At 58.4% G+C, this 26,746-nt stretch carries 26 protein-coding genes, 1 tRNA gene and 1 riboswitch; of the genes, 13 read left to right on the top strand and 14 right to left on the bottom strand.

Going from position 1 to position 26,746, the window contains the following annotated elements; genetic code table 11:
- Positions 1–30: 30 nt before the first annotated feature.
- Positions 31–237: riboswitch (cobalamin riboswitch) on the bottom strand.
- A 136-nt stretch (positions 238–373) separates the two neighbouring features.
- On the bottom strand, positions 374–2,989 hold the full coding sequence (clpB, locus tag QQL78_RS17690; RefSeq protein WP_284375361.1) for an ATP-dependent chaperone ClpB: 2,616 nt from the start codon (positions 2,987–2,989) through the stop codon (positions 374–376).
- Positions 2,990–3,334: 345 nt separating this feature from the next.
- On the opposite strand from clpB, the gene QQL78_RS17685 reads away from it, so the two are divergent.
- The 3 genes from QQL78_RS17685 (at position 3,335) to pyrF (ending at position 4,927) form a co-directional block, all read left to right on the top strand.
- Positions 3,335–3,649, top strand: a complete 315-nt coding sequence (locus QQL78_RS17685) for an orotidine 5-phosphate decarboxylase (protein WP_284375359.1) — start codon at positions 3,335–3,337, stop codon at positions 3,647–3,649.
- 120 nt (positions 3,650–3,769) lie between these two features.
- Entirely contained in the window at positions 3,770–4,030 is a 261-nt protein-coding gene (locus QQL78_RS17680) for a hypothetical protein (RefSeq protein ID WP_284375358.1), read from the top strand.
- Positions 4,031–4,222: 192 nt separating this feature from the next.
- Positions 4,223–4,927 (top strand): orotidine-5'-phosphate decarboxylase, encoded by a 705-nt coding sequence (gene pyrF / locus QQL78_RS17675; protein ID WP_284375356.1) that lies wholly within the window; start codon positions 4,223–4,225, stop codon positions 4,925–4,927.
- A gap of 163 nt (positions 4,928–5,090) precedes the next feature.
- Here pyrF and QQL78_RS17670 read toward each other — a convergent pair whose 3' ends face one another.
- Positions 5,091–5,552 (bottom strand): NUDIX hydrolase, encoded by a 462-nt coding sequence (locus QQL78_RS17670; RefSeq protein WP_284375354.1) that lies wholly within the window; start codon positions 5,550–5,552, stop codon positions 5,091–5,093.
- Between the two features lie 55 nt (positions 5,553–5,607).
- Here QQL78_RS17670 and QQL78_RS17665 point away from each other — a divergent pair, with 55 nt between their 5' ends.
- Positions 5,608–6,861, top strand: coding sequence for a DNA polymerase IV (locus QQL78_RS17665; RefSeq protein WP_284375352.1), 1,254 nt, complete (start codon positions 5,608–5,610; stop codon positions 6,859–6,861).
- Here the strand turns inward: QQL78_RS17665 and QQL78_RS17660 are convergent.
- Positions 6,839–7,453, bottom strand: a complete 615-nt coding sequence (locus QQL78_RS17660) for a TetR/AcrR family transcriptional regulator (protein WP_284375351.1) — start codon at positions 7,451–7,453, stop codon at positions 6,839–6,841. The two genes, QQL78_RS17665 and QQL78_RS17660, sit on opposite strands and share 23 nt — an antisense overlap.
- 91 nt (positions 7,454–7,544) lie before the next feature.
- On the opposite strand from QQL78_RS17660, the gene QQL78_RS17655 reads away from it, so the two are divergent.
- Positions 7,545–8,042 carry an anthrone oxygenase family protein gene (locus tag QQL78_RS17655; RefSeq protein WP_284375349.1) on the top strand — a complete coding sequence of 166 codons (498 nt, stop codon included), beginning with the start codon at positions 7,545–7,547 and terminating at the stop codon, positions 8,040–8,042.
- Between the two features lie 18 nt (positions 8,043–8,060).
- Here QQL78_RS17655 and QQL78_RS17650 read toward each other — a convergent pair whose 3' ends face one another.
- On the bottom strand, positions 8,061–8,921 hold the full coding sequence (locus tag QQL78_RS17650; protein ID WP_284375347.1) for an N-formylglutamate amidohydrolase: 861 nt from the start codon (positions 8,919–8,921) through the stop codon (positions 8,061–8,063).
- Positions 8,922–9,069: 148 nt separating this feature from the next.
- Here QQL78_RS17650 and QQL78_RS17645 point away from each other — a divergent pair.
- Both QQL78_RS17645 and ykgO read left to right on the top strand, forming a co-directional pair.
- Positions 9,070–9,144, top strand: a tRNA-Val gene (locus QQL78_RS17645).
- 111 nt (positions 9,145–9,255) lie between these two features.
- Positions 9,256–9,381, top strand: coding sequence for a type B 50S ribosomal protein L36 (gene ykgO / locus QQL78_RS17640; protein WP_005850168.1), 126 nt, complete (start codon positions 9,256–9,258; stop codon positions 9,379–9,381).
- Between the two features lie 233 nt (positions 9,382–9,614).
- On the opposite strand, the gene QQL78_RS17635 is transcribed toward ykgO, so the two are convergent.
- Both QQL78_RS17635 and QQL78_RS17630 read right to left on the bottom strand, forming a co-directional pair.
- Positions 9,615–10,322 carry a deiodinase-like protein gene (locus tag QQL78_RS17635; protein WP_284375345.1) on the bottom strand — a complete coding sequence of 236 codons (708 nt, stop codon included), beginning with the start codon at positions 10,320–10,322 and terminating at the stop codon, positions 9,615–9,617.
- Positions 10,315–10,764 carry a MarR family winged helix-turn-helix transcriptional regulator gene (locus QQL78_RS17630; protein WP_284375343.1) on the bottom strand — a complete coding sequence of 150 codons (450 nt, stop codon included), beginning with the start codon at positions 10,762–10,764 and terminating at the stop codon, positions 10,315–10,317. The genes QQL78_RS17635 and QQL78_RS17630 overlap by 8 nt, the downstream gene beginning before the upstream one ends.
- Before the next feature lie 150 nt (positions 10,765–10,914).
- On the opposite strand from QQL78_RS17630, the gene yghU reads away from it, so the two are divergent.
- The gene (yghU, locus tag QQL78_RS17625; protein WP_284375342.1) at positions 10,915–11,793 is read left to right on the top strand and encodes a glutathione-dependent disulfide-bond oxidoreductase; all 879 of its coding nucleotides are present in this window, start codon (positions 10,915–10,917) and stop codon (positions 11,791–11,793) included.
- Positions 11,794–11,865: 72 nt separating this feature from the next.
- Positions 11,866–12,447, top strand: coding sequence for a GNAT family N-acetyltransferase (locus QQL78_RS17620; protein WP_284375340.1), 582 nt, complete (start codon positions 11,866–11,868; stop codon positions 12,445–12,447).
- Positions 12,448–12,459: 12 nt separating this feature from the next.
- Here the strand turns inward: QQL78_RS17620 and QQL78_RS17615 are convergent, their stop codons facing one another.
- Positions 12,460–14,124 carry an ABC transporter permease gene (locus QQL78_RS17615; RefSeq protein ID WP_284375338.1) on the bottom strand — a complete coding sequence of 555 codons (1,665 nt, stop codon included), beginning with the start codon at positions 14,122–14,124 and terminating at the stop codon, positions 12,460–12,462.
- A 172-nt stretch (positions 14,125–14,296) separates the two neighbouring features.
- On the opposite strand from QQL78_RS17615, the gene QQL78_RS17610 reads away from it, so the two are divergent.
- Both QQL78_RS17610 and QQL78_RS17605 read left to right on the top strand, forming a co-directional pair.
- On the top strand, positions 14,297–14,503 hold the full coding sequence (locus QQL78_RS17610; protein WP_284375336.1) for a hypothetical protein: 207 nt from the start codon (positions 14,297–14,299) through the stop codon (positions 14,501–14,503).
- A 187-nt stretch (positions 14,504–14,690) separates the two neighbouring features.
- A complete protein-coding gene (locus QQL78_RS17605; RefSeq protein ID WP_284375334.1) occupies positions 14,691–15,227 on the top strand; it encodes a gamma carbonic anhydrase family protein in 537 nt (178 codons plus the stop codon).
- A 23-nt stretch (positions 15,228–15,250) separates the two neighbouring features.
- Here the strand turns inward: QQL78_RS17605 and QQL78_RS17600 are convergent, their stop codons facing one another.
- The 7 genes from QQL78_RS17600 to QQL78_RS17570 all read right to left on the bottom strand — a co-directional run bounded on the left by QQL78_RS17600 (position 15,251) and on the right by QQL78_RS17570 (position 23,926).
- Positions 15,251–16,426, bottom strand: a complete 1,176-nt coding sequence (locus QQL78_RS17600) for a phenylacetate--CoA ligase family protein (protein ID WP_284375332.1) — start codon at positions 16,424–16,426, stop codon at positions 15,251–15,253.
- Between the two features lie 59 nt (positions 16,427–16,485).
- The gene (locus tag QQL78_RS17595) at positions 16,486–17,322 is read right to left on the bottom strand and encodes an ABC transporter ATP-binding protein (RefSeq protein ID WP_284375330.1); all 837 of its coding nucleotides are present in this window, start codon (positions 17,320–17,322) and stop codon (positions 16,486–16,488) included.
- Positions 17,323–17,396: 74 nt separating this feature from the next.
- Positions 17,397–18,680, bottom strand: coding sequence for an ABC transporter substrate-binding protein (locus QQL78_RS17590; protein WP_284375328.1), 1,284 nt, complete (start codon positions 18,678–18,680; stop codon positions 17,397–17,399).
- Positions 18,681–18,777: 97 nt separating this feature from the next.
- Entirely contained in the window at positions 18,778–19,890 is a 1,113-nt protein-coding gene (locus tag QQL78_RS17585) for a branched-chain amino acid ABC transporter permease (protein WP_284375317.1), read from the bottom strand.
- A 75-nt stretch (positions 19,891–19,965) separates the two neighbouring features.
- On the bottom strand, positions 19,966–20,973 hold the full coding sequence (locus tag QQL78_RS17580; RefSeq protein ID WP_284375315.1) for a branched-chain amino acid ABC transporter permease: 1,008 nt from the start codon (positions 20,971–20,973) through the stop codon (positions 19,966–19,968).
- 90 nt (positions 20,974–21,063) lie between these two features.
- Positions 21,064–21,882 carry an ABC transporter ATP-binding protein gene (locus tag QQL78_RS17575; RefSeq protein WP_284375313.1) on the bottom strand — a complete coding sequence of 273 codons (819 nt, stop codon included), beginning with the start codon at positions 21,880–21,882 and terminating at the stop codon, positions 21,064–21,066.
- A 67-nt stretch (positions 21,883–21,949) separates the two neighbouring features.
- Positions 21,950–23,926, bottom strand: a complete 1,977-nt coding sequence (locus tag QQL78_RS17570) for an AMP-binding protein (RefSeq protein ID WP_284375311.1) — start codon at positions 23,924–23,926, stop codon at positions 21,950–21,952.
- 200 nt (positions 23,927–24,126) lie between these two features.
- Between QQL78_RS17570 and QQL78_RS17565 the strand changes: the two genes are divergently transcribed.
- Positions 24,127–26,034, top strand: coding sequence for a PAS-domain containing protein (locus tag QQL78_RS17565; RefSeq protein WP_284375309.1), 1,908 nt, complete (start codon positions 24,127–24,129; stop codon positions 26,032–26,034).
- Entirely contained in the window at positions 26,031–26,732 is a 702-nt protein-coding gene (locus QQL78_RS17560) for a response regulator transcription factor (RefSeq protein ID WP_284375307.1), read from the top strand. Before QQL78_RS17565 ends, QQL78_RS17560 begins: the two co-directional genes overlap by 4 nt.
- Positions 26,733–26,746: the final 14 nt, after the last annotated feature.

Genomic DNA, 26,746 nt, shown 5'->3' with positions numbered 1-26,746 from the left:
GTTCCGCAGCCCCGACGCCCCTCGCGCCCGGACAGGGTGAATACCTCGGCAGGTCTCCTGACTCGCGGATCATTGCTGGGCCGGGCCTTCCCGCCACGCGCTGCGTGACAGTGGCATATACCGGCTTCGCTCTCCGCCTACAGTTGCGGGGGCAGTCGTGGATTTGGCCAGATGGCCGGACCACGTTCCCTTTTAACCAGACGGCAAGCCGCCCGGACCGAAGTAAGGGTTTGCTACTAGAAGTTGGCGATCCTGAAAAGGGTCGATTTCATTTTCTTCAAATGCCCTGAAGACGGACCCCAGCCAGTGCCCAAAAGGGGGTCCCGAAGCTTGACCAAGCTTCGGGGGTTTTCTTCATCCGTAAACCAGCACCTTAATGCACGGTTGCATCATCCGGTTTGGGTCGATTACTGGCTGCAACCCGGTCACCGATGATCAAGCCATCCGCACCGGCACTGACTTCAATCCGGTCGCCGTCACGCACATCACCTGACAACAGCATCTCGGCCAGCGGGTTTTGCAAAGTCCGCTGAATGACCCGCTTCAAAGGCCGCGCACCGAACACCGGATCATAACCTTCGTCGGCCAACCACTGCCGCGCGCCATCGTCCAAAGCCAGCTCAATCTTGCGACCGGCAAGCCGTTTCAGCAAACGACCCAACTGGATATCGACAATCCCCGCCATGTCCTCGCGGGCCAGACGGTCAAAGATCACCGTTTCATCCAGACGGTTCAGGAACTCGGGGCGGAAGTGCGCCCGCACCGCATCCATCACGTCACGTTTGGCGCCCGCCATGTCGCCGCCTTCCGGCAGCTGGCTCAACGCTTGCGCGCCCAGGTTCGACGTCAGGATGATCAGCGTCTGCTTGAAATCAACCGTACGTCCCTGACCATCGGTCAGCACACCATCATCCAGAACCTGCAACAACACGTTGAACACATCCGGGTGCGCCTTTTCGACCTCGTCAAACAGCACCACCTGATAGGGCCTGCGCCGCACCGCTTCGGTCAAAACACCGCCCTCATCATACCCGACATAGCCGGGAGGGGCACCGATCAGCCGGGCCACCGCGTGTTTCTCCATGAACTCCGACATATCAATCCGCACCATGGCGTTGTCGTCATCAAACAGAAACTCGGCCACCGCCTTGGTCAGCTCGGTCTTACCCACGCCGGTTGGCCCCAGAAACAGGAAGCTGCCCAGCGGACGGTTCTCGTCGTTCAACCCTGCACGCGCCCGGCGCACCGCATTGGCCACCGCTGTCACCGCGGAATTCTGCCCTATCACGCGGCCATGCAACTGCTCTTCCATGCGCAGCAGCTTGTCGCGCTCGCCTTCCAGCATCTTACCTGCGGGAATGCCTGTCCAACGTTCAACGACACTGGCGATCTGGTCAGGACGCACGGCTTCTTCCACCATCATCCCTTCCTCACGCGTTTCCGCCGCCTCCAGCTCTTTCTCAAGCTGGGGGATCACCCCGTAAGACAGCTCACCCGCCTTGGCGAGGTTGCTTTCGCGTTTGGCAATATCCAGATCGGCGCGGGCACGGTCCAGCTTTTCCTTGATGTCACGCGCACCAGCCAACTTGTCACGTTCCGCTTGCCAGCTTGCGGTCATCTCGTGCGAGCGTTCCTGCAGATCGGCAAGATCCTTCTGCAAGGTTTCAAGCCGGTCTTTCGACGCTTGATCATCCTCCAGCTTCAACGCCGCCTCTTCGATCTGCAATTGCATGATCTGGCGGTCCAGCGCGTCAAGCTCTTCGGGCTTGCTGTCCACTTCCATGCGCAACCGGCTGGCCGCCTCATCCATCAGGTCGATCGCCTTGTCCGGCAGGAACCGGTCGGTGATGTAACGATGGCTCAGCGTCGCCGCCGCAACCAAGGCACTGTCAGCAATGCGCACACCGTGGTGCAGCTCGTATTTCTCTTTAATGCCGCGCAGGATGGAAATCGTATCTTCCACCGTTGGCTCCTGCACAATCACCGGCTGGAACCGCCGCGCCAAAGCCGCGTCTTTTTCAACATGTTTGCGATATTCGTCCAGCGTGGTCGCACCGATACAATGCAATTCACCCCGCGCCAGCGCCGGCTTCAGCAGGTTGGACGCATCCATCGCGCCATCCGCCTTACCCGCACCCACCAGCGTGTGCATCTCGTCGATGAACAACACAATCTCACCCGCCGCTTCGGTCACTTCGGTCAACACCGCTTTCAGCCGTTCCTCGAACTCGCCGCGATATTTCGCACCGGCAATCAGCGCGCCCATATCAAGGCTGAGCAGTTTCTTATTGCGCAGGCTTTCAGGCACATCACCATTCACAATGCGCAGAGCCATGCCCTCTGCAATCGCGGTTTTACCCACGCCCGGTTCCCCGATCAGCACCGGGTTGTTCTTGGTCCGACGGCTCAAGACCTGCATCGCGCGGCGAATTTCCTCGTCACGTCCGATGATCGGATCAATCCGGCCCTCTTCAGCCCGCGCCGTCAAATCGGTGCTGTATTTCTTCAAGGCATCATAGCCGTCCTCGGCGCTTGCCGTATCCGCTGTACGCCCCTTGCGAATGTCATTGATCGCGGTGTTCAGCCCTTGGGCTGTGACCTTGCCCGCCTCAAGCGCGGTCTTGGCCCCTGATTTGATCATGCACAATGCCATCAGGATCCGCTCAACCGGCACAAAACTATCGCCTGCCTTCTTGGCCAGCGCTTCAGCCTCGGCCAGAACCTTGGTGGTTGCGTTGTCCAGATAGACCTGCGCCGCATCACCCGTCACCTTGGGCAACTTGCCCATCGACAGCTGTAGCGCCTCACGCACCCGATTGGCATCCGCCCCAGCAGCGGCAATCAAATTGCTGGCCAGACCCTGATCATCATCCAGCAAAGCCTGCAAAATATGTTCCGGTGTCAGCCGTTGGTGGTTCTCGCGTGTTGCGATGGTCTGCGCCGCTTGAATGAAACCGCGCGACCGCTCCGTGAACTTGCTCAAGTCCATGGTATTTCTCCTTTTTATAAGCGCCCGATGGTGTTGCGCCCGCTTGGCGGCACGCAGGTTTTTGGGCCTCATGATCTATTTGGGAACCCCTGTCGCAGGTTCAAGCGGACATGCCGCGAAAATCAGAAATTCCACCGCATAAATTTTACATAACATGCAGCCATCTGCAAATGTTTCACTGACTCACGACAGATTTATACCAATGTAACCCACTGTTCTTAAACACTTATACTGAATTACCCACAGTGGCAAAACCCGCTTCGGAACTAAACACCAGGTTCATTCGTTCTTACAGCAATGAAAGCAACCATATCTGCACAAAGACAGAAAGGTCAGAGGTGCCAAATGTTTACCAGCCCAATCCAGCTAACGGACGTCCGCTATAACGCCGCCGAACAGCAGTTCGAAGCTGCGGTGCGTGTTCTGGACCGCGGCGGGCGGCGGAGTTATGCCTGTGCCATCAAGGCACCCATTTCAATGAGCTTTGAACAGGCCGCCGAAGGACTGGCAAAACAGGCACTGCGGCGTCACAGGAACCGTGGCGGCATGTTTTCACACCTGTCGCCCTCGGGTTTCGCCCGACGTGGCGGACGTCGGGCATTTGATTCAAAGCGCTGGCTTGAGGATGTGATGGCCCAACCCCTTACCTCGGCCGCATGAAAACCGACGCTTAGCGCTATTTGTGAAGCAAACCGACTGGTTTTCCCCCTTACCTACAGGCGGCAATGCCGCAAAATACACCCAAGGCCCGCAAAAAGGGTCAGGCACCGGAGGCGTAAAATGCAGATTAAGAAAGTTACCCCAGACTCTATCACGTATAATCCCGTCACCAATATGTTTGAGGCAAATGTCGAACTCAAGGCAGACGGCACCATCTACCATTACCCCTGCGCTGTCGAAGGCGCATTGATGATGCCGCTTGCCATGGCAGCCTTCAAACTAACCCAGCAGGCCAAACATCGCCACGCGTCCGGCAAAGGCCTGCACACCCGCAGGGTCGAAACCGCACCGGACGGCATGACCTGGCAGCAGGCGGCATAGTCACACACCACCACGCATGGTCGCCCATATGCGTGGTAAAACGGGCACCGTGCTGAACGGATCGCCCACCCTCGAGCCGGTCACGTGCAATACGTGGCCGGCTTTCACTTTTCTTTGCCTCTGCAATGGACAGCCCAACCGGTGACGCGTAAGTCAGGATCGTTTGCATTTTCCCCAGCAGGAGCCTCCCCCATGCCACTTTCCCCCTCAGATGACCGCCTGATCGTTGCCCTTGATGTTCCCAACGCCGTTGCGGGACTGGAATTGGCGGACAAGCTTGGCGATGCGGTGTCCTTTTATAAAATCGGCCTGGGGATGCTGACCGGTGGCGGGCTGGCATTGGCCAATGAGCTGAAGCAGGAACAAGGCAAACGTATTTTTCTGGACATGAAACTGTTCGACATCGGGGCCACGGTCGAGGCCGCCGTGCGCGGCTTGGCGCAATTCGATCTCGATTTCCTGACCGTGCATGGTGACCCCCATGTGGTGCGCGCCGCCAAGGAAGGTGCCGCCGGCAGCGATCTGAAAATCCTTGGCGTGACCATCCTCACCTCACTGGACCGCGCCGATCTGGATGCCGCGCTGATCCAGCCGGGGGATCTGCCTGAGCTGGTCCTGACCCGTGCTGCCCGCGCGCTGGAGGCCGGTGCAGATGGGGTTATCGCCTCCCCGCAAGAGGCCGCCGCAATCCGCGCCCTGCCCGAGGCGGCTGGTAAGTTGATCGTCACCCCCGGCGTGCGCCCGCAGGGGGCCGCGCTTGGCGATCAAAAGCGCGTGGCAACCCCGGCTCAGGCGGTCAAAAACGGCGTGGATCACTTCGTCGTGGGCCGCCCAATCTGGCAGGCCCCCGATCCCGCCGCCGCCGCCCGTGCCATTCTGGCAGAGCTTTCGGCGTAAAGGGATTCAACCTGTGACTGTAGCAATAACAGCACAATGGTCGAATTGACCCCAAAGACGGGCATTCCTGACTATGTGATTAGCTGTCTTGGTGCTAGGTTTACCCTAGGTGATACTCCCCGACGAACTGGATCTTCCTGATGTTCGTCACCTTTCCCCCCGCTTAAGGCAGCGGGGGTTTTTCTTGCCCCGCAGTCTCCTCTCTTTCTCGCAGATAGATCCGCAACCGGTCCTGAAATTCCGGTATCCCCTTGGGGTGGTTCAGAAATTCTCTTACCTCCATCATCCGCCATTCCTGCCCCTCATCGCCAAACCGGATATCTTTCACCGCGTCAAACGGCAGCCGCCCCACGAAAAACCATACAGAGACATCCGTTCCCGCTTGCCCAAAACGCCGCGCCCAGCGGATGTTTTCACGCAGCACTGTCAGACCCAATTCCTCAAAACATTCACGCTGAACACACTTAAAAGGTGTCTCCTCCCCCTCGCGACCACCCCCGGGCAGGTCCCAATGCCCCGGAAAAGACAGGTTTGGTTTCTCATCCCGCAGGATCACGACAAGCTGCTGACCAAGAAAAAGCGCCAGCTTTGCGCCCTTAAAACCCGCATCATCCTCTGTGTTCATTTGCGCCTCCGCCCGTTATTCTTACACCCGGATCCCTTAACGCCGGTGCCCCGCCATGGCCGCCCTTTGCCGCGATTGCCTGACCCAGATTGCCCCCGCGCGGCGCTGTCCCGCCTGCGGCAGCCCGCGTGTGCTGATCCATGACGAACTCGACAGCCTGTGCATCGCCCACATGGACTGTGACGCCTTTTATGCCTCGGTCGAAAAACGTGACAATCCCGAATTAAACGGCAAACCCGTCATCATTGGCGGCGGGCGGCGCGGCGTGGTCTCGACCGCCTGTTATGTTGCGCGTATTCGCGGCGTGCGATCCGCGATGCCGATGTTTCAGGCGCTGAAGCTCTGCCCGGAGGCGGTGATCATCAAACCCCGTATGGACGCCTATGTCGAGGCGTCGCGCGCCATTCGCGCGATGATGGAGGAACTGACACCCGCCATCGAACCCCTGTCGCTGGACGAGGCGTTCCTTGACATGACCGGCACCGCCCGCCTGCATGGCGCGCCGCCCTCGGTGATGCTGGCGCGTCTGGTGCGCCGGATAAAAGACGAACTGGGCCTGACCGGATCGATTGGCCTCAGTCACAATAAATTCCTCGCCAAGGTCGCCTCTGACCTTGATAAACCACATGGGTTTTCCGTGATCGGAAAGGCGGAAACCGCCGATTTCCTGCGTGATCGCCCGGTAAAGCTGATCTGGGGCGTCGGTGCCGTTTCGCAGGTGGCGCTGGACAAGGCGGGCATCCGCACCTTTTCCGATCTGCTACGCTGGGAGAAAACCGATTTGATCGCGCGCTTCGGGGGCATGGGCGAACGCCTGTGGCATCTGGCGCGGGGGCAGGACCATCGCCGCATCTCCCCCAATGATCCGGTGAAATCCGTGTCCAAGGAAACCACCTTTAACGACAATACCGGCGATCCCGATATCCTTGACGGGCACCTGTGGCGGCTGTCCGAACAGGTATCAGATCGTGCCAAGGCAAAGGACATTGCCGGCCGTATCGTAACGCTGAAACTCAAACGCGGCGATTTCACCAGCCTGACGCGGCGTGTGTCCCTCAGTGACCCGACACAGCTGGCCGACAGGATTTACCGCACCGCGCGAGCCCTGTTTGACCAACTCGACGAAACCGGCCCCTACCGGCTGATTGGTGTGGGTATTTCCGACCTCAGCCCCGCCGAAGGGGCCGATAAGGCCGGTGATCTGCTGGATCCCGAAGCGGGCCAGCGCAGCAAGGCGGAGCGCGCCACCGATGCGATCCGCGCCCGCTACGGGGCCAAGGCAATCGTCAAGGGGCGGGCGCTGCGCTAGTGCACAGGGCGGTGAACTGCGCCAATGCGACCTTTGCGTTTTCGGCAACTTCATCCTCGGTCGGGGCTGCCATGGTGCCGATTACCCGCCTGATCTGCTGATCTCCCACCAACAGATGCATGAACACCCCACCGATGTCGCCGTTTTGCGGCAGCTTCAACTGCCCCTCGCTAATCGCCTGTGACAACAGCGCCCTGATCAGCGGCAAGACATCCTCGCGCCCTCCTTTGGCCAAGAGCCGCCCCAAGGCACCTGTCGGGTCGGTGGCCGCCGCCCGGTTCAGCGCAATCGCCCGTGGCCCCAGCAACATGCCCAACAGAACCGGGGCCAGCTTGGCCAGCCGCGTCAACGGGTCGGCCTGCCCCTCTGCCGCCTCCGTCAATTGCGCCCTCACCTGCGCCGCATTCGCCCGCACCATGCTTTCAAACAGCCCGTGTTTATCCCCGTACCAACGGTACAGCGTTTCATTCGACGCCTTGGCACGTTTGGCCAGCGCCAGCATCGACGTCCCCTCAAATCCCAGCGCATCAAACAGCGCATAGGCCTCTGTCTCTATCTCGGCCATCCGGGCCTGACGTTTCTCTTCGCGCATCCTGTGTCCTTGGTCTGCTTGACAAACAGCCGTACATGACGATACGGATATGTAAAGACGTACACATCAATACGGTTACTGGAGATGCCCGATGAAATCCCTCACCACGCCCCTTTGCCTGATCAGCCTGCTGCTGACCGCCGCCCTGTTTGGTTTCTTTTACGCCTGGATCTGTTCCACCATGTGGGGGCTAGATGCGGCTGACCCGCGTGTTGCCATTGCCGCCATGCAGGCAATGAATGCTTCGGTGCGCAATGTGGTCTTTGCCCCCGCATTCTTTGGCACACCGGTGGTTTTGCTGATCACCACCATCGTGCTGGCTGCCAACGCCCAACGTCGCGCCATGCCCTGGTTCGCGGCGGCAACAATCCTCTCTGCCTTGCTGGGGGTTGTTCTGACCATGGCCGTCAATGTGCCGATGAATGAAGAACTGGCGCAGGTTATCGTGCCCGATGACATCGACGCCGCCCGCGCAATCTGGCTGGCCTATTCGCCGGGCTGGCAGTTCTGGAACCAGATGCGCACAATCGCCACCGGTGTGGCAGTCCTCTGTATCGGGGTTGGGATGCTGCGGCTACACCCAGCCTAAGGTCAGGACGCTAGCGCATCACTCCGCCGCCAGGGGCACCCGCCCCAATCCGATTCGCGCCACTTCCGCCACAACCTGACGCAGGGCGCGTTGCACATCCTCGAAATCGCCGTTCGGGCGGACCAATGTTTCGTTCATATAAAGCGAACGATCAATTTCCACCTGAACGGCATGCTGTGCCTGCGCCGGACGCCCATAAGCCTGAGTGATATAGGCCCCTGCAAAGGGCGTATTGCGGGTAACAACAAACCCTGCCGCGATAAACGCCGCCTCGACCCGGTCCACAACCTCTCCCGCTGCGGCAGCACCAAAGCGGTCGCCCAACACGATATCGGGGCGCTTCACACCGGAACGTGCCACCCCATCCATCGCCTCATGCGGCATGGAATGACAGTCGATCAGCACCGCCTGCCCGTGTCGCCGCTGGGCCGCATCAAGCAAACTCTGCAACTTCTCATGATAGGGTCGCCAGTATCTATCGATTCGCCGCTGCGCCTCTGCACTGGTCAATTTGCCGCGATAAATCGCACGGCCATTGGCCACAACGCGGGGAATCACCCCCAGTCCTGAGGCGATGCGCGGATTGTGCCCCCCCCGACGCACCCCTTCGATCAAGGCCGGATCCAACTCATCCGCCGCCCGGTTCAGATCAACAAAGGCCCGTGGTGCCCCCGCCTTGATAAAAACCGCCCCATATTCCGGGGCACAATCAAACATCAGATCAACAAAAGCATCTTCGGAAGAGCGAATCACATGCTCGTCCAGCACAGTCGAGCGCAAAAACGTCCACGGATAGTCCCGCCCGGAGTGGGGCGAAGCAAAAACCACACAAGAACGGTCTTTTTCAGGCGCAATCACATCATATGCAGACTTGGGCATAAGCTCCCCTTTGGATGCCAACATAACCCAATTTCAGGGAATGCCAAAAGCCCCCTTGATCGTCGCGACGCAACCTTTTATAGCGACCCAACCGGCGCGGTATTTCGCGCCCCATTTTGTTTGGGGCTTGGGGTTTGCGCAGGAAAGTGGGTGATTAGCTCAGCGGTAGAGCACTTCGTTGACATCGAAGGGGTCACTGGTTCGATCCCAGTATCGCCCACCACGAAATTCACTGGCCCCAACGCCTTCTTTCGAAGGGTGGCGGGGTCGCCCGTAACCCGGCGCTGGTCCTTGTCTGATGATAAGGCGGGGCCAAAGATGGAAAGGTTGGAACATGAAAGTTCGCAATTCGCTCCGCTCGCTCAAGAACCGGCACCGTGATTGCCGCGTTGTGCGTCGCAAGGGCCGCGTTTACGTGATCAATAAAACGCAGCGCCGGTTCAAAGCCCGCCAGGGTTGATCCCGCGTTCATCTCGGGCTGAACCTTTCCGCCTGATGCGTAAGATTTGAAAAAGGCTGCTCCCTGCGGGGCGGCCTTTTTGCTGTGGAGCGGAGCGGGATTTCCGCCCGGCGCAGGAAAGCGACCTTCCTGCAAGGCAACGGGAAGGTTGCCCTATCCAGGCGCGGCCAAAGTTCTGGTTCCAACGCAAACCATCAATTGATATTCAGCAGGTCCAATCAACTGGCCGAAATTCAGCACTCTGTATCTGGCAAAACCCCAATGGCGCGGCCGTTCAAAAGTCGGATATTGCGAAGCACGAGATTGTTCCAGATCAGACGCGGAAGCCCGCGCAGGAAGTCGCTCATGGAACCTTTGCCGCCTGCTTTCAATATTTTCAGGCTGACCGACGGAGGTACCGGCTTGAACCAGGCTCTCAGGTCAGCTGGTTTCCCCTGCTTCAGGCACGACAATGCTCGATGCGTTGTATCCGGGTTGTTCCAGTCAGAGGCATAGACGACACAACCGTTCCGATTGATGATGAAAATCGAATTCGGATACCCGCCATAAGCCTGATGCGCCGTTCCTTCCAAGTCATCGACGAGTATGCGGCGCCTCTCTCCGTCTTTCAGAAGGCGGCCAGCACAAGTTTGTTTGTCTTGATTTGTTTGATGGGACGGAATGTTCGCGCCGGGATGGGCCTCGCGCACGTAAAGAACAGCAGTGCTTACATCTGGATGACTGCTCTTGAGATCATTCATGCTTTTCCGGCGCCCCTGAAACAAGGGACAGGTCAAGCTGCCCATTTCCAGAACAAGGAAGTCACCTTCGAATTCCAGCAACCTGACAGACGCCCCCTCTGCACTGGTCAATTCAAAATCCGGCGCAGCGGTTCCCGGCTTCGGACCTCGGAAATTAATGAGGTCGTAATCCTTGGCGCTGAACTGATCGTAGTTATACATCGGGTTTTCCTTTCATTTCCGCGAGGTTTGCTGACATTTTCCGCAGGATCCCGGTCACAACCTTTTGGTGCTCTGACGCTACCCCGACCAGCGACGCCGCGATCAAAGACTGCGCAACCTCGGCCAGCTCGGGAAACAGCTCTCTGCCGGCAGGCGTCATCTCAATGTCTACTTTCCGGCGGTCCTTGTGGGTGCGCCTGCGCGCAATCAACGCCTTGCGTTCAAGACGGTCGAGCATCCGCGACACAGTCGTCGTGTCGCGCAGCGATAGCTGTGACAGGTCCGTCGGGCTCAACTTCTCGTGATTACTCAGGATCAATAAAAGCGCCCATTCTTCCGCCGTCACATCAAGTTTCTTGGCAGCAAACCCCTCCTCAAGCTTCTTTCGAATTTGGAAGCCAAGGTGGTTCACCCAGTAATGCGGTAGAGTTTCATAATTCATAATATATGTATTATACATTAATTGTATTATGCAATCAATAACCCCTGCCCCAACACATAATCTTGAGCGGCCCTTCCCACCAAACCCTCTGGTCCTTCGCAACCGAACCATGCAAGTTGCAGTGGAACACATAACCCAAGCGAGGCCGCGATGACCGACACCCCCGAATACACCCCGCCAAAAGTCTGGACATGGGATGCAGAATCAGGCGGCAAATTCGCCTCGATCAACCGCCCCATCGCCGGGCCTACTTCTGAAAAAGAGCTGCCCGTCGGTAAACACCCGTTGCAGCTTTATTCTCTCGCCACACCCAATGGCGTCAAAGTCACCATGATGCTGGAAGAGCTGCTGGCCGCCGGTCACACAGGTGCTGAATATGACGCGTGGATCATCAATATCGGTGAGGGCGATCAGTTCGGCTCCGGTTTTGTCGACGTAAACCCCAACTCCAAAATCCCCGCGCTGATGGATCACAGCGGCGATGCCCCGCAGCGGGTGTTCGAATCCGGCTCGATCCTGCTTTATCTTGCTGAAAAATTCGGGGCCTTTTTGCCAACCGACCCGGCGCAACGCACAGAGGCGCTCAGCTGGCTGTTCTGGCAAATGGGCAGCGCGCCTTATCTGGGCGGCGGTTTTGGTCATTTCTACGCCTATGCACCCGAAAAATTCGAATATCCGATCAACCGTTTCGCGATGGAAACCAAACGCCAGCTTGACGTGATGGACCGTCACCTTGCCGAGAACGAACATTTCTCAGGCGATTATTCCATTGCCGATATGGCGATCTGGGCATGGTACGGGCAGCTGGTTCTGGGGCGTCTCTATTCGGCGGCTGAATTCCTTGACGTGACATCCTACAAAAACGTGCTGCGCTGGGCAGAGGCGATTGATGCCCGCCCCGCGACAACACGTGGCCGCATGGTCAATCGGGCCTTTGGGGATGATCTGTCGATGCAACTGCACGAACGTCACGATGCCTCGGATTTCGACACGAAAACGCAGGACAAGATCGAAGCCGCCAAGGGCTAAACCGGCGTAATGGTACAATAAAACAATAGACGGGACGCATGTCGCGTTTCAGTGTCAGGGGGTGCGCCGCAAATGGTGCGCCCCTTTTTCATGGATGACGTGATGCACCCCGCTTTTGATCCACAACCAACCCTCACCGGCGCAACCCTAGGGATGCGTCCCCTGCATGGTGATGACCTTGGCCCACTTTATGACGTGGCCAAAGATCCCGCTGTCTGGGCCGGCCACCCCGCCAAGGATCGCCATCAGCAGGCGGTGTTCGCCCCCTATTTCGATATGCTGCTGGCCAGCAAAACAACGCTGGCCGCCACCCTTGCCAGCACCGGGCAGGTCATCGGATGTTCGCGCTACTACACACCCCCGCAACAGGGGGATGGTATCTCTATCGGCTACACCTTTTTGGGCCGTGACTGGTGGGGCGGTGCCAGCAACCTTGAAATGAAATCACTGATGCTCAGCGCTGCTTTTGCCCATGTGGATCAGGTCTGGCTGCATATTGATCCCGCCAACATCCGCTCGCAACGGGCCACTGCCAAACTGGGCGCAACCCTTGTCAGCGAGGGGGCGCTACAGCTGAACGGCAAAGACGGCATCTGGCAAAGCTGGGTGGTAGAGCGTGATGTTTGGGAACAACGCACGGTCGTAAAGACCTAACCGCCACGCGCCCTATCGCCCGCGCCCCACCTGACGGCAAATCAGGATCACCGGCAACAGCCCCATGGCGACAATCACCAGCGACGGCACCGCCGCCCCATCCAGCCTTTCGTCACTGGCCAGCCGGTAGGCCTGCACCGCCAATGTATCAAAGTTGAACGGCCGCATGATCAATGTCGCGGGCAATTCCTTCATTACATCCACAAAGACGATCAAAAGCGCGGTCAGCAAAGAGGGCGCAAGTATCGGCAGATGCACCCGGCGCAGCGTGCCCAGCGGCGTCTGGCCAAGCGAGCGTGCGGCAGCATCCATATTCGCATGCACCATCGCCTGCCCCCCCTCATAGGCTCCCAATGCCGCCGCCAGAAATCGCACCATATAGGCGGCGATCAGCAACCAGATCGACCCGGTCACCAGCAACCCTGTAGAAATATCAAAGGTCGCCCGCATCCAGGCATCTAGCGCATTGTCAAACATCGCAAAAGGCACCAGCAGACCCACCGCGATCACCCCACCGGGCACCGCATACCCCAACCGCGCCACATAACCAGTGCCCCGCGACAGGCGTCCCGGCCTCAGCCGCTGGAAAAATCCCACTGCAATCGCCGCCGCCACCGTGACCACCGCGGCAATCCCCGCCAATGTCAGCGAATTGCGGATGAACCCCAGATAGCGCGGGCTCAGCAGGTTCTGCTCCGATCCCAGCCCCATGCTGAACAGCACAAATATCGGCAACACCGCCCCGAACATCACCGGCACACCACATAGCACCTGCGCACAGAACGCGTTCCAGCCGGTCAGCTCAATCGGGGCCATCTGTTGTGCCTGCCGTGCGGGATCGTGATATTTCGCGCGCCCCCGCTGCATCCGCTCCAGCATCGCCAACAGCAGGGCGAAGCTCAGCAGACACAGGGCCAACTGCGCCGCCCCCGTGCGATCAAACAGCGAAAACCACGCGGTATAGATCCCCGTGGCAAAGGTCTGCACCCCAAAATAGGCCACCGTGCCAAAATCCGCGATGGTCTCCATCACCGCCAGCAACACGCCTGCAGCAATCGCCGGACGCGCCAGCGGCAGGCTGACCTTGAAAAACGCCACCCATGCGCTTTTGCCCAAGGCACGGGCGGCCAGAAACGTCGTGCCGCTTTGCTGCAAGAACGCCGCGCGGGCCAGCAGATAAACGTAGGGGTATAGCACCAGCGTCAGCATCAGGGCCGCACCGCCCAAGGACCGGATGTCGGGAAACCAGTAATCGCGTGGCCCCCAGCCCATCACATCCCGCAGGGTGGTCTGCACAATCCCCGGATGGTCCAGCACATTGGTATAGGCATAGGCCAGCACATAGGCCGGAAAGGCCAGCGGCAGCACCAATGCAACCTCCAACAGGCGCACGCCGGTAAACCGCGTCATCGTCACCAGCCAGGCCGCACCGACACCAATGCAAAACGTCCCCAGGGACACCAGCAAAACCAATGCCAGCGTGGTGCGGGTATATTCCCCCAACACCGTGTTGATCAGATGGCGCACCGTCTCTGTCCCGCCGCCAAAGGCCGCCAGCCCCACGGCAATCATCGGCAGGGCACAGACCGCGGCGGCGAAAATGGCAATTATCGACAGCCCGCGCAGCCCCTCGCGGGATTTGGTCGGGCGCAATGCTGGGTCAGTCACAGAGGTCATGCCTCTATTTCGATGATTTCAGTCAGGATTACCAGAGGGGGCGCAGTTCACGCAGACCACACAGCTCAGTGAAAACATGTGTTTTGCGATGACGCCCTGTACTCCCCAAGTTGGAACCATGACACAGAGCGGCACAACACCCCGCCTGAAACACCTCTGAAAGGAATTTCAAATGAAACTGATCTTCACAACAACCGCCATCGCCCTCGCGGCCAGCACCGCCTTCGCGGATCAGGCCATGCGCACATTGGATACCCCGACAAACGCGATCCTGACACAGTCAGAAACCCCGGTTGCCCTCAGCTCTCGCAATACGTCAGAGCGGGAACGCAAGGTGCGTGACGGCACCTATGTCAGCATCAACAACGACAGCCGTTAATCAACGGGATCGCGGGGCACCCCTTCGCGATCCTCCTTCCACCCGGGTCCCCGTTCCGCCCCGATCCTTAGTCCCAAATCCTGCTCCTTTACCGCATCGGGCACAGGTCTGACGCACACTCTTACGTAACGAAAGACTACCGTTTTTTGAATGATCTGCCTTAAATTTGGGAAATGGGAGAAAACACATGCCACACATTGGTGCCGACGTTACCTTAAACGATCCAGCCTTGGTCCATGATACCGCATTGTTATATGGAAAAGTCACCGTTGGTGCCGGGGCGTCGATCTGGCCCTATGTGGTGACACGAGCGGAAATACATGAAATTGTGATCGGAGAACGGACCAATATTCAGGATCACGTTATGATCCATGTCGGTTTCGCGTCACCGACAATTGTCGGCGACGATTGTTCTATTACCCACCGCGTTGTGCTGCACGGCTGTGAAATCGGCGACAGGGTCCTGATCGGGATTGGCGCAACCATTATGGACGGAGCCAAGATCGGCAGTAACTCCATCGTCGCAGGCCATTCGATTGTGACGAAAGGATCGGTTTTTCCTGATAATTCGATCATTGCCGGCAGCCCGGCCAAACTGATCAAGACCGTCGACAATTCGGCAGCGAACCTGCGGAACGCGGCTTTCTATCACCTGAATGCCCGGAACTATGCAAATGGCATTGACCGGCTGTCACTGGAAAACATCAAGCAACTGCAAGGCTAGGAAAACAGCGCGCCCCTTTAGCCCTAGTCGTAGCTGCGCTGATCCTCGATCACCAAGCCGTCCTTGGGCAGGCTACCGGGTTCAGCAATCACAATCTGCCCCTTCAGCTTCAGCAGTTGCGCCACGGATTGTCCGTAAGCCTCTGCATCACCACCTGCGCTTTCGATATGCACGGTCATCACATCCTGTTCACCGGCGCGGCTGGCCACAACGCGGGCCTTGGTAATCTCGCTGTGATGGGCGACGAGGGCGGCCACCTGCTCGGGGCGCACAAACATACCTTTGATCTTGGTGGTCTGATCGGCGCGGCCCATCCAGCCTTTGATGCGTGTATTCGTCCGCCCGCAGGGCGATGTGCCGGCCATGACTGCCGAGAGATCTCCCGTGGCAAACCGGATCAACGGGTAATCCGCGTTCAACGTTGTCACAACAACCTCGCCCACCTCACCCTCGGCCACTGGATCCCCTGTGCCGGGCGTCACAATCTCGACGATCACCCCTTCATCCAGAATCATCCCCTCCATCGCCGCGCTCTCATAGGCGATATTGCCGACATCCGCCGTCGCATAACATTGCAAACAGGAAATCCCGCGATCAATGTAGTACTGGCGCAGTGACGGGAACAGCGCGCCCCCCCCGACCGCCGCCTTGGCAATGCCCAAGGTCACGCCCATCTCGTCGGCTTTTTCCAAAATGATCTTCAGGTAATCCGGCGTCCCCGCATAGGCCGTGGTGCCAATATCCCTTGCCGCAATCACTTGCAGCTCAGTCTGGCCGACACCGGCGGGCAAAACCTTGGCCCCGACGGCCCGCGCACCGCTTTCAAACATGTGACCCGCTGGCGTCAGATGATAGCCGAAACAATTCTGTACGATATCGTCGGTGCCCAGACCTGCCGCATGCAGGAAACGCCCCATGCGAAACCAGTCATGGCTTGACCCGCCGGGCTCATAGATCGGGCCGGGTGATTGGAACACATGGGTGATATTGCTCACATTGATGCCGCCAAACGGCGGCTGTTCTTTTTGCAATGTTGTCAGGTCGGATTTACGCATCACCGGCAGCTGCGCCAACCCCGCCAGATCAGCAACGGCTGCGTTCCCCACACGGGCCAATTGCGCATTCAACGCCTCCAGCTGGGCAGCCTCGCGTGCATCCGCACTGCGGGTCTCAAAGTCGTCAAAATAGGTCTCGGCCATGGCAAGTCTCTTCTCAGGTAAACGCAATCCGTAAGGCGGGGGTCACCCCGCCAGCCCGCTCAGGACAACCAGCGTTTGCGGCGACGATAGGACCGCACATCGCGAAACGATTTGCGCCCCTCATCCGACATGCCAAGATAGAATTCCTTCACATCCTGATTTTCCCGCAGATCAGCTGCGGGCCCGTCCATCACCACGCGACCGGATTCCAGTATGTAGCCATAATGCGCAAAGCGCAGCGCAACATTGGTGTTCTGTTCCGCCAACAGGAAGGTCACCCCTTCCTTTTCGTTGATCTCTTTCACGATATTGAAAATCTGTTCCACCAGCTGCGGGGCCAACCCCATGCTTGGCTCATCCAGCAGAATGGTTTCAGGCTTGGACATCAGCGCGCGGCCCACCGCACACATCTGTTGCTCCCCACCAGAGGTATACCCGGCCTGCGATTTACGTCTCTCTCTCAGGCGCGGGAAATAGTCATAGACCATTTCCAGATCCGCCGCGATGGCCCCTTTGCCATCCGCGCGGGTATAGGCGCCGGTCATCAGATTTTCCTCAACCGTCAGGTGTTCAAAGCAATGGCGGCCCTCCATCACCTGTACCACACCCTGTTTTACGGTTTCGGCAGGGTCCGCATGGGCAATGTCCAGCCCGCGATACTTGATGGTGCCCTTGGTCACCTCGCCCCGTTCACTGGCCAGCAACCCCGAAATCGCTTTCAGCGTCGTGGTCTTGCCCGCACCATTGCCGCCCAGCAAGGCGGTGATGCCGCCCTTGGGCACGTTCAGGCTGACGCCTTTCAACACAAGGATCACGTGGTTGTAGATCACCTCAATGTTGTTGACCTCCAACACGTTATCAACCTGTGCCTCGGTGGCTTTTACGTCATCCAGCATGGGGCAAACCTTTGTTTGAAATTCTTCGTAAGATCCGGGCGCGGCACCTTGGCCGCGCCCGAAAGAAAACGCGCTTAGTTACAGCTGCTTTCGATGTTGTTTTCAGCGGCATAGGCTGCTGAGTCTTCGGTGATCAGCGGACCAATCACATCGGAATCCGACGCGGCGAAGTCGGAAATCAGCGACCATGATTTGGCCGATGCATCCCACTGTGTCACGCCAACAAACCCGTCACCGCCGTGGTTGGCACAGGAAACGTCAAACGAAGGACCGAAGTTCGGCAGGCCAAGGGCCGCCATCTTTTCCTCGGTGATCGACAGGGCTTCCATACCGTCTCGCATCTGCGCGGGTGTGATGTCCGCGACACCATGGATTTCCTGTGCGGTCTTCACCGCTTCCGCCGCCAGCATCGCCGCATAGAGACCCCGGTTATAAAGAACTGTACCGATCTGATCCCCGGCACCGGCAGCATTGCCCGCATCCACAACATGCGTCTTGATGTCGTCAAACACAGGGAAATCACTGCCCACACCGTGGAAGGTCAGCGCCTTATAGCCGTTGGCCGCATCACCCGCTGCCAGCACGTCATTTTCAGAACCGGACCACCAGATGCCAATGAAGTTCTCCATTGGGAACCGGATGTTCGCTGCTTCCTGAACCGCAACCTGGTTCATCACGCCCCAGCCGTACATGATCACATAATCAGGCTTGTCGCGACGGATCTGCAGCCACTGCGATTTCTGTTCCTGACCGGGGTGGTCAACAGGCACTTCCTTGAACTCAAAACCGTGCTTCTTGGACAGTTCTTGCAGCGTGCGGATCGGCTCCTTGCCATAGGCAGAGTTGTGGTAAACCAGCGCAATCTTCTTGCCCTTCAGGTCGCCACCATTTTCACCCAGCAGATAGTTGATCGCACCGGAGGCACCGTTCCAATAGTTCGCAGGATAGTTGAACGTATGGCTGAACACATCGCCGTTTGCGGCAGAGGTGCGACCATATCCCATGGTGTGCATCGGGATGTTATCCGCCGTTGTCTTGGGGATCAGCTGATAGGTGATGCCGGTGGACAGCGGCTGATACACCAGCGACCCTTCACCTTTGGTGGATTCATAGCATTCAACACCCTTCTCGGTGTTATAGCCGGTCTCGCATTCGATCACCTTGGTCATTACACCGCCGATACCGCCGTCACGGGCGTTCAACATGGTGAAGTAATCCGCATAGCCATCCGCAAACGGGATGCCACCCGCCGCATAGGGGCCTGTGCGATAGCTGAGTGATGGGAACACAAGATCCGCCATGACGGGGCTTGCTGCCATCATTGCCGCCACTGCGGCTGTACCTAGTTTGTATTTCATCGGTGTTTCCTCCCAGAATGTTGTCCGATTTACCGTAGGGCGGGGTTTTCCCCGCCACCAGAGCGGGTTTCCCCCGCCGTCTTCAATGATCCTCACCCTAATGCGGGAAAGGCCACAATCTCAATTTCTCCTTCGCCACGCGCCACAGCTGCGCAATGCCGTGTGGTTCCGCAATCAGGAAAACAATGATCAAGGCACCGACAATCACCAGCTGCAAATGCGCCACGATATCCGTGGGCCAGCCGAACCAATCCACACCCACAACCTTCAGGGCAACCGGCAAAAGCACCAGAAACGCCGCCCCCGCGAAAGAGCCAAAGATGCTGCCCAATCCGCCGATGATGATCATGAACAGGACAAGGAACGACTTGGTGATGCTGAAAGCCTCACCAACCTCAACCGCCCCCAGATAGACCGCGAAAAACAACGCGCCCGAGATGCCGATAAAGAAAGAGCTGACCATAAATGCCGTCAGCTTGGCGCGCAGCGGGTTCACCCCGATAATCTCTGCCGCGATGTCCATATCGCGGATCGCCATCCACTTACGCCCTGCCGCACCACGCGTCATGTTGCGGGCAATCACCGCGCTGACCACCGTGAAAAACAGACAGAACAGATAGGTCGCCCATGCCGGTGTGCTGGGTCCGGTGATCAATACCCCGAACAAATCCCGTTCCGGTGCCGAAATCTGACCCGAGGCGGAATAGTTGTAAAACCATGCCACCCGATTGAACAGCCAGACCAGAAAGAACTGCGCTGCCAATGTCGCCACGGCCAGGTAGAAACCCTTGATCCGCAACGACGGCAGGCCAAACAACACCCCCACAAGCGCGGTCATCACCCCGCCCATGATCACACTGAAAAAGATGTTGAACTCCGGCAGCCGGAACAGCAATTCGCCGCCCCACCAGATGTCCACGCCGGTCATGAACTTATAGCAGGAGTAGGCCCCCACAGCCATAAACCCGCCGGTACCAAGGCTGACCTGTCCGCAATAGCCGACAAGGATGTTCAACCCCAAGGCCGCAATCGCGTAGATCAGGAAGGGCAGCAACAGGGAGTTGGCCCAGTAGTCATTGATCACAAACGGCACGATCACAATCGCGACGAACAGCACCACATAATAGCGATAGCGGTCAAACTTGATCGGAAAGGTCTGCTGGTCCTCGGCGTAGGACGTGTTGAAATCGCCTGCTTCACGGTAGAACATCAGTTGCGCGCCCCTGCTTCATCTTGCCAAATAACCTCCGGGGTCTGGGGCTGGCCCCAGTCCGGCATCACGAAATCAAACACGCTCAATGATCTTCTCCCCGAACAAGCCCTGCGGGCGGAACACCAGGAACAAAAGCGCCAGCATATAGGCAAACCAGTTCTCCGTGGCCCCGCCAAGGAAGGGCGCACCAATCAGAAACTCGAACAGCTTCTCGCCCACACCGATGATCAGGCCACCCACGATCGCCCCGGGAATGGAGGTAAAGCCACCCAACATCAGCACCGGCAGCGCCTTGAGGGCAATCAGCGACAGCGAGAACTGCACACCGGATTTCGCACCCCACATGATCCCCGCGACCAGCGCGACAAACCCCGCCAGCGACCAGACCAAAATCCAGATAAAGTTCAGCGAAACACCAACCGACAGCGCCGCCTGATGGTCATCGGCCACGGCCCGCATTGCGCGGCCCTGCTTGGTATACTGCGCAAAAATGATCAGCCCCGCCACCAGCACCGCCGCAACAATCGTCGCCACGATATCAAGGTTGTCGATGAAAAAGCCGTAACCCAGCGCCTCATAGGTTGTGCCTTCAAGCCACATGTTCATCCCTTGCGGCAGACAGGCCCCCTCCGCGGCACAGACGTTCAACGCCTTCAGCTCGGAGCCCCACATCAGATCCGCCACCCCTTCAAGGAAATAGGCCAGACCGATGGTCGCCATGAACAGGATAATAGGCTCCTGCCCGACCAGATGCCGGAACACAAACCGCTGCACCGCCCATGCCAGTGCCACCATGACGCCAACCGTCAGCGCAATCGCGAGAAAGCTGTGCACATGCCAGCCGAAGTGATGCACATCGGTCCCGAAAATCGCATTGATCAAATGTGCAAACGGCACCTGACCATTCTGGATTCCCACCAGTGTCATCGCGGCAAAAAGCGCCATCACGCCCTGCGCGTAGTTAAAGATCCCCGAAGCTTTATAGATCAGCACAAAGCCCAAAGCGACCAGCGCATAAAGCACCCCCGCCATCAGCCCATTGGCAAAAACCTCGATCGTAAAGGCGAGTTGTTCGTTCATTGCCATGTTCTCCAGTATGCTGCGCTGCTGCGGTGCACAAAGGGTGCACAGGGGGTGCACGCCCGGTGCACGGCGGATTCCGGTCTAAAATCAGTCATGCGCAACCCCCAGATAGGCATCGATCACATCTTGATTGCCGCGCACCTCATCCGGTGTGCCATCTCCAATCTTCTTGCCGTAATCCATCACAACAACACGATCCGACAAGTCCATGACGACGCCCATATCGTGTTCGATCAGCGCAATTGTGGTGCCAAATTCATCATTCACATCCAGAATAAAGCGGCTCATATCCTCTTTTTCCTCGACGTTCATCCCTGCCATCGGCTCATCCAGCAACAGGATCGATGGCTCCGCCGCCAGCGCCCGCGCCAGTTCCACCCGCTTTTTCAACCCGTAAGGCAGGCGCGCCACAGGAGTCTTGCGAATGGCCTGAATCTCAAGGAAATCGATAATCTTTTCAGCGACTTCCCGGTTGGCAATCTCTTCTTCCTCGGCCTTGCCCTTCCATAGGGATTGGGCAAGCAACCCGGTCTTCATATGGGTCAACCTGCCCGTCATCACGTTGTCCAACACGCTCATACCCTCAAACAGGGCGATGTTCTGAAAGGTCCGTGCGATGCCTTGCCGGGCCACCTCAAACGGCTTCATCGCCGGCCGGCGTGCGCCTTTGTACCAAACCTCGCCTTCCTGCGGGACATAGAACCCCGAGATGACGTTCAGCATCGAGGATTTGCCCGCCCCGTTCGGCCCGATGATCGCGCGAATCTCGCCCTCACGAATATCAAAAGAGATATCCTTGATCGCCTCAACCCCCCCGAATCTCAGGGTAATATTCTTCATCTCCATCACAACAGGGCCAATGGTGCGCCCGTCCGCGGTGACATAGCTGTCAGCAGTATCTTTCACGCCGCACCATCCTTCATCTTGCAAACTAAACTCAAGACCATCGCCGCAACCGGCGCTACACCCGCCATCACTCTGCCGCCATCCGCTGCGCAACCGGCATCACCTTGGCGGCACGCACTTCCAGCGTTGCTTTGATGCTGCCCTTGCGCCCGTCTTCATAGGTCACTTCGGTCTCGGTGCTGACCGATGTCGATCCATCGTACAGCGCGGTAATGATATCATCATATTTCTCTTCGATGATCCGGCGGCGTACCTTGCGGGTGCGGGTCAATTCCCCGTCATCCGCATCCAGCTCCTTGTGCAACACAACAAAGCGATGCACCTGACAGCCTGACAACATCTCGTCCTGCGCGACGCTGGCGTTCACCTCTTCCACATGGCTCTGGATCGTGTCCATTACCTGCGGATGACGCGCCAACTCCTGATAGGAGGCATAACCGATATTGTTGCGCTCTGCCCAGTTTCCGACGGCTGTTAAGTCAATGTTAATAAACGCCGTGCATTCATCCTTACCATTACCAAAGACCACGACCTCCAGAATGTTGGGAAAGAATTTCAGTTTGTTTTCAACATACTTAGGCGCAAACAGCGATCCATTGGCCATCTGTCCCACATCCTTGGCCCGGTCGATAATCCGCAAATGGCCAGAGCTTTCTTCGATAAAGCCGGCATCGCCCGTGGCGACCCAACCCTCGGCATCCTTGGTGTCGGCAGTGCTTTCGGGGTTCTTGTAATACTCCACAAAAACACCGGGCGAGCGGTAGAACACCTCGCCGTTCTCAGCAATCTTCAGCTCCACACCGGGACAGGTCACACCAACCGTGTCGCTGCGCACCTCACCATCCGGCTGCGCGGTGATGAACACGGTCGCTTCGGTCTGGCCATAGAGCTGCTTCAGGTTGATCCCCAAAGAGCGATAGAAATCAAAGATTTCCGGTCCGATCGCCTCGCCCGCCGTATAGCCAACGCGCACCCGGCTGAAGCCCAATGTGTTCTTGAGCGGCCCATAGATAAACGCCTCACCCAGCTTGTATTTGAACCGGTCCCACTGGCTGACATCCTTGCCATCCAAAATCGCCGGACCCACCTTGCGGGCATGGGCCATGAACGTATCAAACAGCCACTTTTTCATGCGGCTGGCATCTTCCATGCGGATCATCACATTGGTCAGCTGGGTTTCGAACACCCGTGGCGGCGCAAAGTAATAGGTCGGGCCAATTTCGCGCAGATCCACATGCATGGTATCGGCGGATTCAGGGCAGTTGGTGCAAAAGCCCGTCCACAGCGCCTGTCCCACGGAAAAGATAAAATCACCCACCCAAGCCATTGGCAGATAAGCCAGAATATCATCGCTCTGGCGCAGATCATCAAATTCCGAGGATGATTTTGCGGTCTCGATAATATTGCGGTTGGACAGCACCACCCCCTTGGGTTTGCCGGTGGTACCCGAGGTATAAAGCATCACGCCAGTGCTGTCGTAATCCAGCTTGGCCTGCCGTGCCTCCAACTCCTTGAGGTGTTTATCGCGGAGCTGGCGACCAATTTCCTGCACGTTGGAATATTGCTTCATCGCGCTGTGATCGTATTTACGCAACCCCCGCGGATCGAGGTAAATCATCTGCTCGAATTCCGGCAGCTGCTCCTGCACCTCCAGAATTTTATCGACCTGCTCCTGATCACCGACAACGGCAAAACGCGCCCCGCAGTGGTTCATCACATAGGCCATCTCTTCCGCATTGGCGTCCTGATACAGCGGCACAGGCACCGCACCGCACATCTCTGCGGCCATCATCGCCCAATAGAGATAGGGGCGGTTGCGCCCGATGATCGCAACAAAGTCACCTTCGTTGATGCCCATCTCCATCAGGCCCAGCGCCAGCGCCTCGACCTCGTCACGGGTCTCGCTCCAGGTCCAGCTTTGCCAGATGCCATATTCTTTTTCACGATACGCCGGTGCGTGCGCAAATTTGGTGGCGTTACGATGCAGTAGCGCCGGAACGGATTCGGGTCCGTCGGCGCGCGTCAGTGGCGTGGCCAAAGTCATGTCCTCCCTAACCTGCCCTTTGCGGCAGGGTCGATCGCTTTGTGCGATTCTCACATCCGTCAGGATGATGGGTTCACGGTGGAGGTCAACTTTTTCCTGAGTTTTTCCCAATCCTTTCGAATTGTAACAGGCCGCCAAAGGGCCGCCGTTTCCCTTTGCACTCCCCCCCGAGGGTGCTAGCGATAAGGGCGGAGGGCAGGATGCAAATTACCGACGAACAGGCCAAGGCGATGACCAGCGCAGGGTTGAACCTGATCGCTCAGGCGCTGACAATTTACGATTCCAACCTAAAACTTGTGGTCTCCAACGCGCCGTTCCAGCAGATGTTCAACCTCCCTGATTGGCTTGTCACACCCGGCGCCCCGTTTGAGGACACCATTCACCACCTCGCCACACGCGGTGAATACGGGCCGGTGGAAGACGTCCATCGATTTGTCACCGAACGCACCGATCAGGCCCGTGCTTTCAAACCACATTACATGGAACGCACCCGCGCCAACGGGCGCACGATCAGCGTCGAAGGATCGCCCCTGCCGCAAGGGGGCTGGGTGACCGTCTACACCGACATCACCGCCACCAAACGGCAAGAGGCGCTGCTCAGTGCCCGCTCCGACGCCTTGTCGGATCAGGTGCTTGCCCATACCGAACAACTGGCCGCGACCAACCGCGAACTGGCCGCAATGATCACCACGCTTGAGGAAACCCAGCGCCAGCTTACCGCATCAGAGGCCCGTACCCGCCTGACCACGCAGATGATGCCGGCCCATATCGCCCATGTGGATGCCCGTGGGCATTACACATTTTCCAACAATAAACTCTCCAGCGTCTTTCCCGGCCGACCGAGTGACATTGTCGGGCTGCACATCAGCACAGCCCTTGGGGCCTCTGCCTATGACCGGATCAAACCGGCACTCAGCGATGCCTTTGGCGGCATCTCGACCCTCAAGGAATTCACCGACGACACCTCTGCCCGCCGCATTCGCGTGGCCTTTACCCCTGATACCCTGGGCGGGGCCTATATCCTGTCGATGGATGTGACCGAAGAAACCCAGACCCGCGTGGCATTGCAACAGACCCGCAAACGCGAACTGGCTGCGCAAATGATTTCCGGCCTCGCGCATGATTTTTCCAACCTGCTGACCATCATTCTGGGGATGCAATCGCGCATCGTCCGGTTGCCTGATGTGCCCCCTCAGGCGCTGGAACTGGTCAATGGCACCCTGGCGGCGGCGCGCCGTGGCGGCACCCTGCTCAGCTCGATTGCAGATGTCACCGGTCCACGCACCCAGCGCCCCACCGCCACCGCCCCGGCGGCTGTGCTCAGCGATCTTGCCACACTGGCGCAACCTGCCCTGCCGGACGGCATGACACTGACCATCGAAAACAACGCCCCTGATCATGCGGTACTGCTGGACAAGGGCCATGTGACCGACAGCCTGCTCAATCTCATCCTGAATGCCCGCGATGCCTGTGGCGCAACCGGGCAGATCACCGTCACCCAACAGGTGGTCAATGACACATGGATCGAATGGACGGTGCAGGATACCGGCCCCGGGTTCTCGCCCACCGCCCTTGAACGCGGCATTGACCCGTTCTTTACCACCAAAGGCAGCGAAGGCGGCGGGCTGGGCCTGTCGATGGTCTATGACATGACCAAATCCGCCGGCGGCGATCTGCGCCTGCGCAACGACGAAATAGGCGCCCATGTTACCCTGCGCCTGCCCTATCGCGCCGCGCTGCCTGCCACCACCGGCCTTGCCTTGCTGGTTGAGGATGACGGCGATATCCGCGCCACCGTGCGAGATATGCTGATGCATCTGGGCCATTCTGTGATCGAGGCAACCAGCGCGGATGAGGCCACCGCCCTGCTTGCCGATCTGCCCGACATCGCCATGATCCTCTCGGACATTCAGCTGGTCGGCGAAGCCACCGGTCTCGACCTTGCCCAGCGCAATGCAGACCGCGTGCCGATGCTGCTGATGACCTCCCTGCCTGCCGATAGTACCCTGTTTCGCGACGGCCAACGGCTTGCCCCAGTGCTGCGCAAACCCTTCACTGCGGATGACCTCGCAGCATTGATCACCCCTGTTCATGAGGCCACCCCATGACCCGACCTTTGGTAACCATTCTGGATGATGAACCCGAAATCCGCACCCTGCTGGCGGATGCGCTGGAAGAGGCCGGGTTTGAAACTCTCAGCTTTGGCCGCGCCCGCGCATTTGAGGCGGCGCTGGCCAAACGCACCCCCGATGTCTGTCTCGTCGACCTCAGCCTGCCGGACACCGACGGGCTGACATTGGTGCATCGGCTGGCCCTTGAACTGGGGGCTGTGGTGATCATCATCTCGGGCCGCGCACAGGTGCAGGATCGGGTGACCGGCCTTGAACTGGGGGCCGATGACTACATCATCAAACCTTTCGACCCGACCGAGGTCGTGGCCCGTATCCGTGCCCGCCTACGCAGCCCCAAGCCCGCTACCACCACCGGCAACACGGCCAGCTTCAACGGCTGGACAGCTTATTTCGACCGCTACGTGCTCTGTGACGCCAATGGGGATGAAATCCCCTTCTCCCATGCCGAAAGCGAGGTGCTGCGGCTGTTTCTGGAAAGCCCAAAACGGCTGATCAGCCGCACCCAGATGCAGGAAAGCCTTGGCGGCGCAGCCTCTGAATCCTTTGACCGCGCAATGGACGTGCGCATCTCGCGGCTGCGTACCAAACTGCGCGAAGATCCGAAAAACCCGCGGCTGATCAAAACAATCTACGGGGCAGGATATATCTTTCTGGGTGATGTCAGCTGGGGCTGACCGCTGTTATCCGG

It is taken from the genome of Sulfitobacter pacificus, assembly GCF_030159975.1.
In the GTDB taxonomy this organism is placed as follows: Bacteria; Pseudomonadota; Alphaproteobacteria; order Rhodobacterales; family Rhodobacteraceae; genus Sulfitobacter; species Sulfitobacter pacificus.
This window is presented reverse-complemented; position numbering and strand designations above follow the sequence as displayed.

What these genes read in the sequence shown, in the direction of transcription:
- QQL78_RS17590 (WP_284375328.1), bottom strand. Translation starts at nt 18,680, where the DNA reads ATGAAATACAAACTAGGTACAGCCGCAGTGGCGGCAATGATGGCAGCA.
- QQL78_RS17630 (WP_284375343.1), bottom strand. Translation starts at nt 10,764, where the DNA reads ATGAATTATGAAACTCTACCGCATTACTGGGTGAACCACCTTGGCTTC.
- QQL78_RS17685 (WP_284375359.1), top strand. Translation starts at nt 3,335, where the DNA reads ATGTTTACCAGCCCAATCCAGCTAACGGACGTCCGCTATAACGCCGCC.
- QQL78_RS17650 (WP_284375347.1), bottom strand. Translation starts at nt 8,921, where the DNA reads ATGCCCAAGTCTGCATATGATGTGATTGCGCCTGAAAAAGACCGTTCT.
- QQL78_RS17660 (WP_284375351.1), bottom strand. Translation starts at nt 7,453, where the DNA reads ATGCGCGAAGAGAAACGTCAGGCCCGGATGGCCGAGATAGAGACAGAG.
- QQL78_RS17560 (WP_284375307.1), top strand. Translation starts at nt 26,031, where the DNA reads ATGACCCGACCTTTGGTAACCATTCTGGATGATGAACCCGAAATCCGC.
- yghU (WP_284375342.1), top strand. Translation starts at nt 10,915, where the DNA reads ATGACCGACACCCCCGAATACACCCCGCCAAAAGTCTGGACATGGGAT.
- QQL78_RS17585 (WP_284375317.1), bottom strand. Translation starts at nt 19,890, where the DNA reads ATGTTCTACCGTGAAGCAGGCGATTTCAACACGTCCTACGCCGAGGAC.
- pyrF (WP_284375356.1), top strand. Translation starts at nt 4,223, where the DNA reads ATGCCACTTTCCCCCTCAGATGACCGCCTGATCGTTGCCCTTGATGTT.
- QQL78_RS17670 (WP_284375354.1), bottom strand. Translation starts at nt 5,552, where the DNA reads ATGAACACAGAGGATGATGCGGGTTTTAAGGGCGCAAAGCTGGCGCTT.
- QQL78_RS17620 (WP_284375340.1), top strand. Translation starts at nt 11,866, where the DNA reads ATGGTGCGCCCCTTTTTCATGGATGACGTGATGCACCCCGCTTTTGAT.
- QQL78_RS17570 (WP_284375311.1), bottom strand. Translation starts at nt 23,926, where the DNA reads ATGACTTTGGCCACGCCACTGACGCGCGCCGACGGACCCGAATCCGTT.
- clpB (WP_284375361.1), bottom strand. Translation starts at nt 2,989, where the DNA reads ATGGACTTGAGCAAGTTCACGGAGCGGTCGCGCGGTTTCATTCAAGCG.
- QQL78_RS17580 (WP_284375315.1), bottom strand. Translation starts at nt 20,973, where the DNA reads ATGAACGAACAACTCGCCTTTACGATCGAGGTTTTTGCCAATGGGCTG.
- QQL78_RS17680 (WP_284375358.1), top strand. Translation starts at nt 3,770, where the DNA reads ATGCAGATTAAGAAAGTTACCCCAGACTCTATCACGTATAATCCCGTC.
- QQL78_RS17610 (WP_284375336.1), top strand. Translation starts at nt 14,297, where the DNA reads ATGAAACTGATCTTCACAACAACCGCCATCGCCCTCGCGGCCAGCACC.
- ykgO (WP_005850168.1), top strand. Translation starts at nt 9,256, where the DNA reads ATGAAAGTTCGCAATTCGCTCCGCTCGCTCAAGAACCGGCACCGTGAT.
- QQL78_RS17665 (WP_284375352.1), top strand. Translation starts at nt 5,608, where the DNA reads ATGGCCGCCCTTTGCCGCGATTGCCTGACCCAGATTGCCCCCGCGCGG.
- QQL78_RS17600 (WP_284375332.1), bottom strand. Translation starts at nt 16,426, where the DNA reads ATGGCCGAGACCTATTTTGACGACTTTGAGACCCGCAGTGCGGATGCA.
- QQL78_RS17615 (WP_284375338.1), bottom strand. Translation starts at nt 14,124, where the DNA reads ATGACCTCTGTGACTGACCCAGCATTGCGCCCGACCAAATCCCGCGAG.
- QQL78_RS17565 (WP_284375309.1), top strand. Translation starts at nt 24,127, where the DNA reads ATGCAAATTACCGACGAACAGGCCAAGGCGATGACCAGCGCAGGGTTG.
- QQL78_RS17635 (WP_284375345.1), bottom strand. Translation starts at nt 10,322, where the DNA reads ATGTATAACTACGATCAGTTCAGCGCCAAGGATTACGACCTCATTAAT.
- QQL78_RS17595 (WP_284375330.1), bottom strand. Translation starts at nt 17,322, where the DNA reads ATGCTGGATGACGTAAAAGCCACCGAGGCACAGGTTGATAACGTGTTG.
- QQL78_RS17605 (WP_284375334.1), top strand. Translation starts at nt 14,691, where the DNA reads ATGCCACACATTGGTGCCGACGTTACCTTAAACGATCCAGCCTTGGTC.
- QQL78_RS17655 (WP_284375349.1), top strand. Translation starts at nt 7,545, where the DNA reads ATGAAATCCCTCACCACGCCCCTTTGCCTGATCAGCCTGCTGCTGACC.